This window comes from Streptomyces sp. NPDC024687, assembly GCF_055559055.1.
In genome coordinates this window covers 882782-897333 of sequence record NZ_JBVHLJ010000003.1, presented here as the reverse complement: position 1 = coordinate 897333, position 14552 = coordinate 882782, and the positions used below count along the sequence as shown (strand labels likewise).

The following is a 14552-nucleotide window of genomic DNA, read 5'->3' as shown; positions in this document are numbered from 1 at the left end:
AACTGGCAGATATGGGCCGCGTCGATCGTTATCGTGGCGCAACCTTCGGAGAAGGCGTAAAACCGGCCGCGGTCGGCCTTCCGATGACCTGGCATGGGGGAGCCGAGTCGGGCAGTTCGGGAGGGCCGGCCGCGGCCGGGGTTCAAGGGATTCAGACGGCTTCCGCGGTCTCCGGGAGTTCGACGGCGAGCTTGTCGGTGAGGTCCACGACCTCGGCGAGATCACCGAAATCGCGTACGGCCGTGTCGACCGTCTTTCGAATACGAGTGTTGACGCGCTCGGACCGGACCTTCTTGGCGATGTGCATGGCCTGTTCCACCAGTACGGTGCTCTGTTCCGGCTCGCGTCGCAGCAGGTGCACCGTGGCCATGCCGACGAGATTGAGTGCGTACGACCGCTGGTGCTCGCCGTCGTCGGAGAAGAGCTCCACCGCCCGCTGCATGAGAGGCTCGGCCAGCGAGGCGTAGGTCGGGCTGCGACCGGCGACGTATGCCAGGTCTCGGTAGGAGTGGGAGTTCTCGCCGTACAGCTCCGCCTCGGAGAAGAAGCGGATCCAGTCGGGGTCGGGCTCGTCCCACTCGTCGGCGTCGGCGAAGGTGTCCTCGGCCATCCGGACCGCCCGCTTGCACTTGCCGGGCTGCCCCATGTTGGCGTAGGCGCGGGCCTCCATCGCATACAGCATGGACTGGGTGCGCGGGCTCGCGCAGTCCCGGCTGCCGTACTGCGCGAGGTGGATCAGCTCCAGGGCGTCCTCGGGCCGCCCGAGGTGGATCATCTGGCGGCTCATGCTGGACAGGACATAGGAGCCGAGCGGCTTGTCACCGGCCTCCTTGGCCGCGTGCAGGGCGAGGACGAAGTACTTCTGGGCGGTGGGCTGGAGCCCCACGTCGTACGACATCCAGCCCGCGAGTTCGGCCAGCTCGGCGGCGACCTTGAACAGCTTGCGGGTGGTGGTCCCGGGCTGGGGCTCCTGGAGGAGGTCCGTCACCTCGTGCAGCTGGCCGACGACCGCCTTGCGGCGCAGGCCGCCGCCGCACTGGGCGTCCCACTGGCGGAACATCACGGTCGTCGACTCGAGGAGGTCGAGCTCCGGCTTGGAGAGCCGGCCGGCGCGGCGGGACGCGGCGGGGTCGGGCTCCCGGTGCGGGGTGGCGGCGGGGCCGGGGACCAGCCAGCGCTGCATGGGCTCGATGAGGGACGGGCCCGCGGAGAGGGCCAGCGAGCTCCCGAGGAAGCCGCGCCGCGCCAGCATGAGGTCGCTGCGCGAGAACTCGCTGAGCAGGGCCACGGTCTGCGGGCCCGTCCAGGGCAGGTCGACCCCGGTCGTGGACGGTGACTGGCGGGCGGCGCGCAGCCCGAGGTCCTCGACGGAGACGACGCATCCGAACCGCTCGGAGAACAGCTCGGAAAGGATCTTGGGGATGGGTTCGCGGGGGTTCTCGCCGTCCAGCCAGCGGCGCACCCGCGAGGTGTCGGTGGAGATGTGGTTGGCGCCCAACTGGCGGGCCCTGCGGTTGACCTGGCGGGCGAGCTCGCCCTTCGACCAGCCGCTGCGCACGAACCAGGAGGTGAGCAGCTCGTTGGGGCGCTTGTCGGCCGGGGAGGAGCTGTGCGCAGCACTCCCGGCGTCCGTCCCGCTTCCGCTGTTGCCGCCCACTGGAACGCCCCCATTTTCTGAGACCACTTGTCGCCGAGTGCGCCAAGCCCTAACAGAATGCCGGTAAATGCGGCCGTTCGTCCGGCGGTTGTCAGCCTTCGAACGGGGAACCGACTTGCCTCCGGCATACCCACAAGTGCATGTACCCCCAGGACTCGTGCACTCACAGTAATCCTACGATCACGCGTCCAGCCATGGCGATCCCGGAAACGCCACCATTCGCCACCCCTTCGAATGAACTCACGGTCGCCTCCACACGATTCACTTGACATAGGCCGAGCGGGATGGGCGGAGCGGTGCACTCGGGGGCGCACATGCCCCGACACACCACCCTGGGCGCTTCCGGGCGCCACCGTCACCCGGAAGAGGAAACGGAGAGTGACCGACCGCGTCCGTCGCGTAACCACCGGCGCGCTGAACCCGTTGGAGGGGGCATGGGCTTCACGATCGGCGGCATTCGGGAGATCCGTTCCGGTACGCGCAGGCGCGGCCGCTCCTCGGAGTGCACCGCCGTCGCCGAGTTCACCGGACTCTGGGGCTGGGACGTCGTCCCCGGCGCGCGTGCTTCGGCCGGCGCCTGCTCCTGCGGCCGCGCGGACTGCCGTCACCCCGGCGCCCACCCCCTGGACTTCGCGCCGCCGGTTCCGGCCGGGGCCACGCTCGACGAGGTGACCAAGGCGTGGTCCGAGTTCCCCGGCGCCTCGGTGATGCTGCCCGTCGGCCGCGCCTTCGACGTCATCGAGGTCGCCGAGCCGGCCGGGCGCCGCGCCCTGGTCCGCCTGGAGCGCATGGGCCTGCCCCTCGGCCCGGTCACCGCGACCCCCGAGGGCCGCGCCCAGTTCTTCGTCGCCCCGGGCGCCGCGTCCGACCTGGCCGCACTCCTCTATCGCATGGGCTGGGACGACACCGCCTCCCTCGACCTGCGCGGCCTGGGTTCCGGCACGTACATCACGGCTCCGCCGTCGGACCGGGGCGGCCTGGGGCCGGTGCAGTGGCTGCGGCCGCCGTCCTTGGACACGGCGACGCAACCACCGGCGGCCCGTCTGCTGCTGGGCACGCTGGCTTACGTGGCACACCGGTCACGGGCGTAGGGCTTACTGAGCAGGACGTACGGCGTACACAGCGAAGCGCCCGCTCCCGACTGCACCTCGGGGGCGGGCGCTTCTTCGCGCGTACGGTTCCTCACTCGCCGATCAGCGCGTCCACGAACGCTTCCGGCTCGAACGGCGCCAGGTCGTCGGCGCCCTCTCCGAGGCCGATCAGCTTGACCGGCACGCCCAGTTCGCGCTGGACCGCGACCACGATGCCGCCCTTGGCCGTGCCGTCGAGCTTGGTCAGGACGATGCCGGTGATGTCGACGACCTCGGCGAAGACGCGGGCCTGTACCAGGCCGTTCTGCCCGGTGGTGGCGTCGAGGACCAGCAGCACCTCGTCGACCGGGGCGTGCTTCTCCACGACCCGCTTGACCTTGCCGAGCTCGTCCATGAGACCGGTCTTGGTGTGGAGGCGGCCCGCGGTGTCGATGAGGACCACGTCGACCCCCATCTCCTTGCCCTCCTTCACCGCGTCGAAGGCGACGGAGGCGGGGTCGCCGCCCTCGGGCCCGCGCACGGTGTGGGCGCCCACCCGCTCGCCCCAGGTCTGGAGCTGGTCGGCGGCGGCGGCCCGGAAGGTGTCGGCGGCACCCAGGACGACACTGCGCCCGTCGGCCACGAGCACCCGCGCGAGCTTGCCGGTGGTGGTGGTCTTGCCGGTGCCGTTGACCCCGACGACCATCACGATGCCCGGCTTGCGCTCCTCGGGCTCGGTCTTCACCGAGCGGTCGACCTCGGTGCCGACCAGCTTGAGCAGCTCGCCGCGCAGCAGGCCACGCAGTTCGTCGGGGGTCCGGGTGCCCAGCACCTTCACCCGCTCGCGCAGCCCGTCGACCAGTTCCTGGGTGGGGGCCACACCGACGTCGGCGGTGAGGAGGATGTCCTCGATCTCCTCCCAGGTGTCGTCGTCGAGGTGCTCGCGCGACAGGAGCGTGAGCAGCCCCTTGCCGAGCGCGTTCTGCGAGCGGGAGAGCCGGGAGCGCAGCCGGACCAGGCGTCCGGCGGTGGGCTCCGGGACTTCGAGCTCGGTCGGGGGGAGCTCTTCGATGACGGGCGGCGCCGAGCCGCCCGGGAGATCGACCTCCTCAATGGTCCGGCGCGGTTCGTCGCGCGGCGTCTCGGCCTCGTCGCCGACGTGCGGCTCGGCCGGAGGGGCGGTGATGTCGGGCGCGGCGGGAGGCGGCGGGGGCAGCGGCTTCTTGCGTCGGCTGCCGACGACGAGCCCGCCGAGGACACCGAGCACGACCACGGCGATGACTACAGCAAGGATGACGGTTTCCATAACCCACCCAGTATCGGCCATGGGCCACGGCCGGACCCAGCTCCAACGCGTGCCTGCGCGGCAGCGGCGAACTTCCTCCGCGCTTTCGCCGCCGTTCTCTCGCCGCTCCCGGTGCCCTCCCGGGCCCGGGCCGACACCCTTCGCCACGCACCGGGTCGCCCGCGCAGGCCTCCCCCGCCGCCCGCGCCTGCCGGCCCATGGCAATCTGACGTCCCGTCAGCTACCGTCCCCGCACCACCCGTCCGGTGAAGGGGGACCTCCCATGCCCGTCACGGTCGTCCGTTTCAACCTCGTCGAGCCCGGCGCGACGCCCGCCTCCCTCAGCGCCCGCTACCGGGCCGCCCTGGACATGGCCGCGTACGCCGACGAGCACGGGATCACCACCGTGCAGACCGAGGAGCACCACGGCGTCGACAACAACTGGCTGCCGTCGCCGTTCACCTTCGCGGGCGCGGTGTTCGGCGCGACGCGCACCATCGCGGTCACCGTCTCCGCCGTGATCGGCCCGCTGCACGACCCGCTCCGCCTGGCCGAGGAGATCGCCGTACTGGATCTGCTGAGCGGCGGCCGGCTGGTGACGGTCGCCGGGATCGGATACCGCCCCGAGGAGTACGCCCTGTTCGACGTGGAGTGGCGGCGGCGGGGCCGCTTGCAGGACGAGCTGCTGGAGACCCTGCTGAAAGCCTGGACCGGCGAGGAGTTCGAGTACCGGGGCCGTACGGTACGGGTCACCCCGCGCCCCTTCACCGACCCGCACCCCCTGCTCCTGGTCGGCGGCTCCTCCAAGGCCGCAGCCCGCCGGGCCGCCCGCCTGGGCCTGCCCTTCTTCCCCAGCGCCCACCTCCCGGAGCTGGAGGCGTACTACAAGGAACGCCTCGTCGAGTACGGCACCGAGGGCTGGACCATGATGCCGACGGCCGAGACGCCGTTGCTGCACATCGCCGAGAACCCGGACGAGGCGTGGGCGCGTCACGGAGAGCACTTCCTCCACGAGGCCCGGACCTACGCCTCCTGGCAGTCCGGCGACATCCGCTCGGCGGTCCGCTCGGCGGCCACGTCGGTGGACGAGCTCCGCGCGGAGGGCGTGTACCGGATCCTCACGCCCGAGGAGTGCGTGGAGCAGGGCCTCGACAACCTGGTCCTGCATCCGCTGGCGGGCGGGATGCCGGTGGAGGAGGGGTGGCGCAGCCTGCGGCTGTTCGCGGAACAGGTGCTTCCGGCGCTGGGCGCTTGAACTGCGGCGACGACCGATGGCTCGGGGTCCGGGGTTCGGGAGCCAGTGATCCACTGGGCCCCCGAGGCGCGCCCTCGGGCACGGGGAGCATCCGAGGGTGTGGGGGTGGGGGCCCGGTCCGCTCGCTCGGCACCTGCTTCTTCCCTGATCTGACCCACGGGTATCCGGAGGGTAGAGGCCGAGCCGAGTACGTGCCGGAGTTGCGGCGCGTGGTCGCCCTGCCGCGCTCCCGTACGGACGAGGTCGCCCACGGCACGCAGCGGCTACGCACGGTCGAGTGGCGGAGGCGTCCTCATCTGGTGACCCCCGCACGACACCGCCGCCCCCGGTCCAGGCGGTTGCCGGGCCGGGGGCGGCGGACGGTTCGGGGAGAAGGGCAGCGGGGTGTTGGCCCCTCCCCCCGGGTTCGCGGGGGGAGTCAGCCCATCTCCTCCAGGGCCTTGCCCTTCGTCTCCTTGACGTACTTGAGGACGAACGGGATGGAGAGCGCGGCGAAGACCGTGTAGATCACGTAGGTCGCGGAGAGGTTCCAGTCGGCCAGCGACGGGAAGCTCGCGGTGATGGCCCAGTTGGCGATCCACTGCGCGGCCGCGGCCACGCCCAGGGCGGCGGCACGGAGCTTGTTCGGGAACATCTCACCGAGGAAGACCCACACGACGACACCCCAGGACAGGGCGAAGAAGAGGACGAACACGTGGGCGGCGATGAGGGCGGTCCAGCCCTGCGCGGCCGGCAGCTTGCCGTCGACCAGGTCGAAGGAGAACGCCCAGGCCTCCAGCGCGAGACCGATCACCATGCCGACCGAGCCGATCAGGGCGAGCGGGCGGCGGCCGACGCGGTCCACGAAGATCATCGCGATCACGGTGCCGACGATGTTGATGATCGACGTCGTGAAGGAGTAGAAGAACGAGTCCGTCGGGTCGACGCCGACCGACTGCCACAGCGTCGAGGAGTAGTAGAACGCGACGTTGATGCCGACGAACTGCTGGAAGACCGACAGGCCGATGCCGACCCAGACGATCGGCTTGAAGAAGAAGGAGCCGCCGAGCAGGTCCTTGAAGGTCGACTTGTGCTCGCTCTTCATGGCGTGCTCGATCTCGGCGACGCGCGCGTCAAGGTCGATCTTGTCGCCCTCGACCTCCGCGAGAATCTCCCGGGCCCGCTCGCGCTTGCCGACGGAGATCAGGAACCGCGGGGACTCGGGGATGGCGAAGGAGAGCAGCCCGTAGAGAACGGCCGGGATCACCATGACGCCGAGCATGACCTGCCAGGCCTCGAGGCCCATCAGCTTGCCGCGCTGGTCACCGCCGGCGGCGTTCAGCAGACCCCAGTTGACCAGCTGCGAGATGGCGATGCCGATGACGATCGCGGCCTGCTGGAAGGAGCCGAGCCGGCCGCGGTAGGCGGGCGGGGCCACCTCGGCGATGTAGGCGGGGCCGATGACCGAGGCCATGCCGATGGCGAAACCGCCGACGACCCGCCAGAACGCCAGGTCGTACAGCGCGAAGGGCAGCGCCGAACCGACGGCGCTGACCGTGAAGAGCACGGCCGAGATCTGCATGCACCGGATACGGCCGATGCGGTCCGCGATGCGTCCCGCGGTCGCCGCGCCGATCGCACAGCCGATCAGGGCGATGGCGATGACCTGCGCCAGGGCCGCGGAGCCGACGTCGTAGCGGCCTCGGATGGCCTCGACCGCGCCGTTGATCACGGAGCTGTCGTAACCGAAGAGGAATCCGCCCATCGCGGCCGCCGCCGCGATGAAGATGACGTGCCCGAGATGATCGGGATGAGCCGTTCCGGCTCCTGACTTCTGCGCCTGCGCTGTGCTGGTCACGCTCAACTCCTAAGGCCATCGGCAACGCTGCCTGAAGGCAAGAACAACGATGGAAACCCTATGCCTTCAAGTTCCGAAACCAATGCCTAGGGCTGTGTGAGAAAACAGGCACGGAGGAAGTGTTCGTGTTCAAAGCATGAAGGAATGGAAACGGGGTACCCGAAGGGGCTAGCGCAGCCGCTGGCTGATGACCTTCGACACGCCGTCGCCCTGCATGGAGACGCCGTACAGCGCGTCGGCGACCTCCATCGTCCGCTTCTGGTGTGTGATCACGATGAGCTGCGAGGCCTCCTGCAGCTCCTGCATGATGCGGATCAGCCGCTGGAGGTTGGTGTCGTCGAGGGCTGCCTCGACCTCGTCCATGACGTAGAACGGGCTGGGCCGCGCCTTGAAGATCGACACCAGCAACGCCACGGCCGTGAGGGAACGCTCGCCACCGGAGAGCAGGCTGAGCCGCTTGACCTTCTTGCCCGGCGGCCGCGCCTCGACGTCCACGCCGGTGGTGAGCATGTTGTCGGGGTCGGTCAGGATCAGCCGCCCCTCGCCGCCCGGGAAGAGCCGGCTGAAGACGCCCTCGAACTGACGGGCGGTGTCCCGGTAGGCCTCGGTGAAGACCTGCTCGACGCGCTCGTCGACCTCCTTCACCACCTGCAGCAGGTCGGCGCGGGTCTTCTTCAGGTCCTCCAGCTGCTCGCTGAGGAATTTGTGCCGCTCCTCCAGCGCCGCGAACTCCTCCAGCGCCAGCGGATTGACCTTGCCGAGCTGCTGGTACGCCCGCTCGGCCGCCCTGAGCCGCTTCTCCTGCTCGGCCCGGTGGAACTGCTTCGGCTGGTTGCGCGGATGCTCCGGATCCTCGGGCAGTTCCTCGCCCTCGGCCGGCGGGGAGGGCGGTACGAGCTGATGGGGGCCGTACTCGTCGATGAGCCCCGCCGGCTCGACACCCAGTTCCTCCAGCGCCTTGGTCTCCAGCTGCTCGATCCGCATCCGCTTCTCGGCGCCGAGTACCTCGCCCCGGTGGACGGAGTCGGTCAGTTTGTCGAGCTCGGCCTTGAGATCGCGGCCGGTGTTGCGCGCGGCGGTCAACTCCCGTTCCCTGAGCGCCTTGGCGGCCTCGGCGGCGGTCCGCTCCGCGTCCGCGCGTGCCAGGGACACCTCGACGTGCGCGAGCAGTTGCCGCGCGCCGGAGGCGACGGCCTCGGCCACGGCGGCCTCGTGCCGCAGCCGGGCCCGCCGCTGTTCGGCACGCGCGCGTGCGTCCCGTTCCGCGCGGGCGGCCCGGTCCAGGGAGTCGGCCCGTCCGGCGAGCCCCTTGACCCGCTCCTCGTGGGTACGGACCTGGAGGCGTGCCTCCATCTCGGTCTGGCGGGCGTTGGCGCCGTCGGCGGCGAGACGGTCCCGTACGGAGGTGTCGGGTTCCTCCTCGACCGGCATCTCCTCGGCCACGGCTAGGCGTTCGGCGAGCTCCTCGACCTCTTCGAGTGCCTTCTCCAGCGCGTCCTGCGCCCGGGCGGCCGCCGCAGTGGAGCGTTCCGCCTCACCGGCGGCGCCCCTGGCCTGGCCGGACAGCCGGCCCAGTTGCTGGGCCACGGCCGACTTCTCCCGGTCGGCGGCGCGGCGGCGCTCCCCGAGCTCCTCCACTCGGGCCGTGCACTCCTTGCGCTGCTCCACCGCCGCGTGCTGGGCCTCGGCGAGTTCCTCGCACTGCACGGCCAGCTCTTCGAGCTCGGCGGCGGCCTGGTCGACGGATGCCTGCACTTCGAGGAGGCTGGGGGCACCTGCGGAGCCGCCGTGCGCGAAGTGGGCGCCGAGGAGGTCGCCTTCGGCGGTGACGGCGGTGAGGTGGGGGCTGGCGTAGACGAGGTCCTCGGCGTCTTCGAGGGTGCCCACGACGACGATGCCGTGGAGGAGGCGACGGACCGCCGGCATGAGGTCGGACGGTCCGCGGACGAGATCTGCAGCGAGTTGTCCTGTGGCGTCCGCGTCCCTTGAGGGCACGTCCTCGGGGCCGCCCGCCAAGAGGAGCGATGCTCGGCCGCCGTCCTGCTTGCGCAGCAGGCGGATCGCCTCCGCCGCGGCCGCCGGCGACGTGACCGCCAGCGCGTCCGCCGCCACGCCGAACGCCGCCGCCAGGGCGACCTCGTGGCCCGGGGCCACCGTCAGGAGCTCGGCCGCCGGGCCCAGCAAGCCGGTCAGACGGTCTTTCGCGCCCAGCAGCGCCCCTGTCCCGTCCTTCCTCCTCAACCCCATCGCCAAGGCCTCATGCCTGGCCTGTGTAGCCGCCCGTCTGCGTTCCGCCGCCGTGACCGCCTCGCGGGCAGCCGTCAGTGCGGCCTCCGCCTCCGCCAGCCGCTGCTTCGCCGCCTCGTGCTGTTCCGCCAGTTCCGCGTCGCCCGCGTCCAGGCCCTCGACCTCGGCCTTCAGCGCCTCGTACTCCTCCTGCGCGGCCACGGCCCGCTCCCGGGCCTCGTCCCGGGCGGCGGCGAGTCGGTCGATCTCGGCCTGGGCGGAGGCGGCGCGGGAACGGGCCGCGTTGACCTGCCCGCCGAGCCGGGCGAGGCCTTCGCGGCGGTCGGCGATGGCCCGGGCCACGTCCTTCAGACGCCGTTCCTCGTGGGCGAGCTCGCGCTCCAGGTCGGCGCGGTGCGCGACCGTGTCCTCCAGGGCGTGCTCGGCCGCTTCCAGGGCAGCCTCCAGCTCGGCCTCCTGCTCGCGGATACGGGCGGCCTCGCGTTCCATGTCCTCGGGGTCACGGCCACGCCGTTCCTCGGGCGGCGCCGAGGTCGCGCTCTTCACGCGCGCGTCGGCCAGTGAGATCGTGCCGCGCACCCGTTCGGCGAGCTGGGAGAGCTCGTACCAGGTCTGCTGGGCGCGCTGGAGCCGGGGCGTGAGCTGCCGTACCTCGTCCTCCAGAAGGGCCTCGCGCTGGAGGGCCTTCTTCAGTTCCAGCTCGGCGGCATCCTTGCGCTCCTTCAGCGCGGCCTCGTCCGCGACCTCGGCCTGGAGCGCCTGCCGCAGTCGTACGAGATCGTCGGCGAGCAGCCGGAGGCGGGCGTCCCGCAGGTCGGCCTGGATGACGGCGGCCCGGCGGGCGACCGCGGCCTGCCTGCCGAGCGGCTTGAGCTGGCGCCGGAGTTCGTCGGTGAGGTCCTGCACGCGCGCGAGGTTTGCCTGCATCGCGTCCAGCTTGCGCAGCGCCTTCTCCTTGCGCTTGCGGTGCTTGAGGACGCCCGCGGCCTCCTCGATGAAGGCGCGGCGGCCCGTGGGATCCGCGTGCAGGACGGAGTCGAGCTGGCCCTGGCCGACGATCACGTGCATCTCGCGGCCGATGCCGGAGTCGGACAGGAGTTCCTGGATGTCCAGCAGACGGCAGGTGTCGCCGTTGATCTGGTACTCGCTGCCGCCGTTGCGGAACATGATCCGCGTGATGGTGACCTCGGCGTACTCGATGGGCAGGGCACCGTCAGAGTTGTCGATGGTCAGGGACACCTCGGCACGGCCCAGCGGCGGGCGCCCGGTGGTGCCGGCGAAGATGACGTCCTCCATCTTGCCGCCGCGCAGCGACTTGGCGCCCTGCTCGCCCATGACCCAGCTGAGGGCGTCCACCACATTGGACTTGCCCGAGCCGTTCGGACCGACCACGCACGTGATCCCCGGCTCGAACCGGAGCGTGGTCGCCGACGCGAACGACTTGAACCCTCGGAGGGTCAGGGCCTTGAGGTGCACGGCGCTGGACTCTACCTTCCGGGGGTGTCTCACTCCATGAACGCGCTGTTGCCCGCGGTTTCACCGTTGAACGTGAAGGGCACACCAAACGTTAAGAGAGTGAAAGGGTGCACGGGGGCAAGAAAGAAGGGACGCCGAAGCGTCCCTTGCAAACTCTGACAACTTAGCGGTTGATACGGGCTGACCGGACCACTGCGTGAGCTGTCGTGGAGCGATGCAGCGATCAGGTGAGCGCAGGCTCCGCCTGGTGTGCGTCGATGCTCTCCATGATCCTGTCGTGAGAAGCGGCAGCCGCGAGCGCGTCATTCTCCGCCTGGATCCGTACGAGCTCGGATTCCAGGTCCTGGACGCGCTGCTGGAGCCGTCGCATCTCGGCGAGGAGTCGAGGGTCCGAGCCGCCGACGTAACCGAGAAGCGCCTTTGCCATGATGGATGGTCCTCCACACTGAGTGACCGACCGATGCGGTGTGGGTCGTGAGGGATTCGCACCCGCGGTGCTTGACACTTTTGAGTTCGTGCTGCGGTTGTTCCATGCCAAACAGCTAAGGTGCGCGGGGTGCTTTCAGCGTCTCACCAAAAAGTTTGACGGTCAACACGATCACGCCCCGTATTGGTGGCAACCCGCTCCGGCGCTGCCTGGAAACGGCGGCGCTACGGCTCCCTCGGGACCCCGGGGGCGTGACGATCATTCGTAGCTGCGGAGCCTGCCACGGCCCGGCCTTCTTGGCAACCACCAGCGCCTTTCTGCTTCCGGCAGGTGCCGGCGGCATGCCCCTCCGCCGCCGCCTGGGCCGTTTTACAGAAACCGCTCAACGGATGGCGAAGCCGTCGTAACCCCCGCGGGGTGTGTCCCACATCTCGGTGACGCCGTCGACGCGGCCGGGCGTGTCGTCACCCAGGAGCCATTCAAGGAGTTTTTGGCAGCCCTTCCGCGGGCCCTCCGCGACCACCTGGACGCGTCCGTCGTCCAGATTGAGAGCAAAACCACTCAGGCCGCCGATCTCCAGGGCCTTGGCCCGCGTGAACCAGCGGAAACCCACACCTTGGACGCGTCCGCGCACCCAGGCGACCAGTCGTACATCCTCGCTCATGAGTGCAACCTAACCGGCCAATGTCCCTCTCGACACTCCTTCAACTGGCGCCATGCGGTACTGTCCGCTGCCAATGAATCTCATACGAAACTCACTCGATCGTGTGGGTTTTGTGACTTTGGTTGACCGGGGGGACGCGTCGACCGCAAGAACAGACGAGGAAGGCAAGGACATGGGACGCCACCGACGCTCCGCCGCCGGCCGCGCCGCCACGGGCCGCGCCACGGGGGTCACACCGGCACACACCTCCTTCGGGAGCGGCTACGACCCGCAGGACTCGTACAACTTCGCCTCGGTGGGCACCGCCACCTACCCGGGCCGCGAGGAGGCCGACCCCTACGCGCGCAGTGACGCCTACCTGTTCGCGTCGGAGGAGGAGTACGCGCTGTACCGGGGCGAGGGCTACACGCCCGCCGACGGTCCGCGTCGCAGCGGCTCGCACCGCCGCCGCAAGAAGAACCTCGTGACGCCGGTCAAGACCGGTCTGCTCGGGGTCTCGGCCGCCGTCGCGATCGGCACGGTCGCGGTCGCCGCGGGCGTGGTGCCGGGCCTGGACAACTACAAGATCGGCGGCGGCAGCACCACCGGCGGGGATGTGCAGGCGGCGGGCTCGCCGACCAACTCCCCCGCCGAGCAGGGCGGCACCTCCGGCAGCGCCGACAGCCGCGAGGACGGCTCGTCGACGAGCCGGGACGCCGAGCGCGCCTCCTCGCCCTCGCCGGCCCCCTCGACCTCGACGGCCGCGCCGACCGAGAAGCCCACCGAGAAGCCGACGAAGAAGCCGGCGGCCACGCCGAGCAAGAAGCCGAAGACGCCCCCTTCGCAGAAGGAGCGGGAGCCGGCGAAGAAGGAGACCGCGGCTCCGGTGGAGGTCTCCACGGAGGCCGCCGCCGAGGCCGAGGTGCTCAGGCTCGTCAACGTCGAGCGGGCGAAGGTCGGGTGCAGCCCGGTCGCCGCGAACAGCGCGCTGACCCAGCTCGCCGAGACCTTCAGCAAGGCCATGGCCGACCAGGGCTTCTTCGACCACACCGACCCGAGCGGCGCCACCCCGTGGGACCGCGCGGCGAAGGCCGGGATCACCAGCCTCGGCGGCGAGAACATCGCCCGCGGCCAGGCCGACGCGGCCTCGGTCATGGAAGCCTGGATGAACAGCCCCGGCCACAAGGCCAACATCCTGAACTGCGACTTCAAGACGCTGGGCGTGGGCGTGCAGTTCGGTGCGGGTGGCCCCTGGTGGACCCAGGACTTCGGGTACTAGAGACCAGCCGGTCGCACTAACTTTTCGTTAGTGCGACCTGTCGGTTAGTGCTCTCTTCCAGTACGCTCGTGATATGGACACCACGCAGCAGCTCACGGAGGCGCGGGACCTCGCGTACGACGTGTTCGCCAAGGCATGCCCCTCACGCGGCACCCTGGAGCATGTGACGGGCCGCTGGGGCGCCCTCACCCTCGGCGCCCTGTACGAGGGCTCGCTGCGCTTCAACGAGCTGCGCCGCCGGGTCGACGGCGTGAGCGAGAAGATGCTCTCCCAGACGCTCCAGGCACTGGAGCGCGACGGCCTGGTCCACCGCGAGGCCCAGCCCACCAACCCGCCCCGCGTCGACTACGAGCTGACCCCGCTGGGCCACGAGCTGGCCGAGCGCCTGCTGGGCCTCATCCACTTCGTCGAGGGCCGCATGGACGATGTCCTGGCCGCCCGTGAGCGCTACGACGTGACGCGCGGCGCCCGCTGACACCTCGGGCAGAAGTAGCTGGACCGGTTCATCCAGGGCCGCCGGCGCATCGGCGTACCGCACCGCTTGCACGGCAGCCCCTCACGGCCGTACGCGTCGAGGGAGCGGTCGAAGTACCCGGACTCGCCGTTGACGTTGACGTACAGGCTGTCGAAGCTGGTGCCGCCGACCGAGAGGGCCGCGTTCATCACGTCCCGGACGTGGCCCAGGAGTTCCGCGGTGCGGGGGCGCGTGAAGGTGCCGGTGGGGCGCTCGTAGTGGATGCGGGAGCGCCACAGCGCCTCGTCCGCATAGATGTTGCCGACTCCGCTGATCAACGACTGGTCCAGCAGGGCCCGTTTGATGGTGCTGCGCTTGCGGCGCAGGGCCTGGTGGAAGGCGTCGTCGTCGAAGAGCGGGTCGAGGGGGTCGCGCGCGATGTGCGCGATGACGTCGGGCAGGCCGTCGGGGGTGTTGTCGTGCAACGACAGTCCGCCGAAGGTGCGTTGGTCGACGAAGCGGAGTTCGGTGTCCACCTCGTCGGCGAACCTCACCCGGATCCTCAGGTGCTTCTCGTCGGGCGCGGCATGCGGCTGGACCAGCAGCTGGCCGCTCATCCCGAGGTGGGCCAGGACCGACTGGCCGGTGTCCTCCAGGGGCAGCCAGAGGTACTTCCCGCGGCGGCTCGGGGTGCCGACGCGGTGGCCCTTGAGGCGGTGCGCGAAGTCGTCGGCACCGGCGAGGTGACGGCGGACCGCGCGCGGGTGCAGCACCTCGGCCTCGGCGACCGTACGGTGGGCGACCCACCGCTCGAGGCCTCGCCGTACGACCTCGACCTCGGGCAACTCGGGCATGGGGCTCCCCCGTCACAGACCGGTGTATGAGCCGAGCGCCCGCCCCGGTGTTCGGGGGCAGGCGCTCG

At 70.5% G+C, this 14552-nt stretch carries 11 protein-coding genes; 4 read left to right on the top strand and 7 right to left on the bottom strand.

What is annotated here, in order from left to right:
• Positions 1-151: 151 nt before the first annotated feature.
• Positions 152-1657 carry a transcriptional repressor NsdA gene (gene nsdA / locus ACZ39I_RS15965; protein ID WP_467244987.1) on the bottom strand — a complete coding sequence of 502 codons (1506 nt, stop codon included), beginning with the start codon at positions 1655-1657 and terminating at the stop codon, positions 152-154.
• Positions 1658-2091: 434 nt separating this feature from the next.
• Here nsdA and ACZ39I_RS15960 point away from each other — a divergent pair, with 434 nt between their 5' ends.
• Entirely contained in the window at positions 2092-2748 is a 657-nt protein-coding gene (locus ACZ39I_RS15960; RefSeq protein WP_467244986.1) for a bifunctional DNA primase/polymerase, read from the top strand.
• Positions 2749-2839: 91 nt separating this feature from the next.
• Here the strand turns inward: ACZ39I_RS15960 and ftsY are convergent, their stop codons facing one another.
• Complete coding sequence (gene ftsY / locus ACZ39I_RS15955) at positions 2840-4033, bottom strand: signal recognition particle-docking protein FtsY (protein ID WP_352389417.1); 1194 nt, start codon at positions 4031-4033, stop codon at positions 2840-2842.
• A gap of 262 nt (positions 4034-4295) precedes the next feature.
• Between ftsY and ACZ39I_RS15950 the strand changes: the two genes are divergently transcribed.
• A complete protein-coding gene (locus ACZ39I_RS15950; protein WP_467244985.1) occupies positions 4296-5267 on the top strand; it encodes an LLM class flavin-dependent oxidoreductase in 972 nt (323 codons plus the stop codon).
• 418 nt (positions 5268-5685) lie between these two features.
• On the opposite strand, the gene ACZ39I_RS15945 is transcribed toward ACZ39I_RS15950, so the two are convergent.
• The 4 genes from ACZ39I_RS15945 to ACZ39I_RS15930 all read right to left on the bottom strand — a co-directional run bounded on the left by ACZ39I_RS15945 (position 5686) and on the right by ACZ39I_RS15930 (position 11918).
• Complete coding sequence (locus ACZ39I_RS15945; protein ID WP_451472077.1) at positions 5686-7104, bottom strand: sugar porter family MFS transporter; 1419 nt, start codon at positions 7102-7104, stop codon at positions 5686-5688.
• A gap of 168 nt (positions 7105-7272) precedes the next feature.
• Positions 7273-10827 carry a chromosome segregation protein SMC gene (gene smc / locus ACZ39I_RS15940; protein WP_467244984.1) on the bottom strand — a complete coding sequence of 1185 codons (3555 nt, stop codon included), beginning with the start codon at positions 10825-10827 and terminating at the stop codon, positions 7273-7275.
• Positions 10828-11050: 223 nt separating this feature from the next.
• The gene (locus tag ACZ39I_RS15935) at positions 11051-11254 is read right to left on the bottom strand and encodes a hypothetical protein (protein WP_016432419.1); all 204 of its coding nucleotides are present in this window, start codon (positions 11252-11254) and stop codon (positions 11051-11053) included.
• 382 nt (positions 11255-11636) lie between these two features.
• A complete protein-coding gene (locus ACZ39I_RS15930) occupies positions 11637-11918 on the bottom strand; it encodes an acylphosphatase (protein ID WP_467244983.1) in 282 nt (93 codons plus the stop codon).
• A 172-nt stretch (positions 11919-12090) separates the two neighbouring features.
• Here ACZ39I_RS15930 and ACZ39I_RS15925 point away from each other — a divergent pair, with 172 nt between their 5' ends.
• Together ACZ39I_RS15925 and ACZ39I_RS15920 are read left to right on the top strand one after the other, a co-directional pair.
• Positions 12091-13176, top strand: coding sequence for a CAP domain-containing protein (locus ACZ39I_RS15925; protein ID WP_467244981.1), 1086 nt, complete (start codon positions 12091-12093; stop codon positions 13174-13176).
• 73 nt (positions 13177-13249) lie between these two features.
• On the top strand, positions 13250-13651 hold the full coding sequence (locus ACZ39I_RS15920) for a winged helix-turn-helix transcriptional regulator (RefSeq protein WP_467244979.1): 402 nt from the start codon (positions 13250-13252) through the stop codon (positions 13649-13651).
• Here ACZ39I_RS15920 and mutM read toward each other — a convergent pair.
• Positions 13624-14484, bottom strand: a complete 861-nt coding sequence (gene mutM, locus ACZ39I_RS15915; RefSeq protein WP_467244978.1) for a bifunctional DNA-formamidopyrimidine glycosylase/DNA-(apurinic or apyrimidinic site) lyase — start codon at positions 14482-14484, stop codon at positions 13624-13626. The genes ACZ39I_RS15920 and mutM overlap by 28 nt on opposite strands.
• Positions 14485-14552 lie beyond the last annotated feature (68 nt).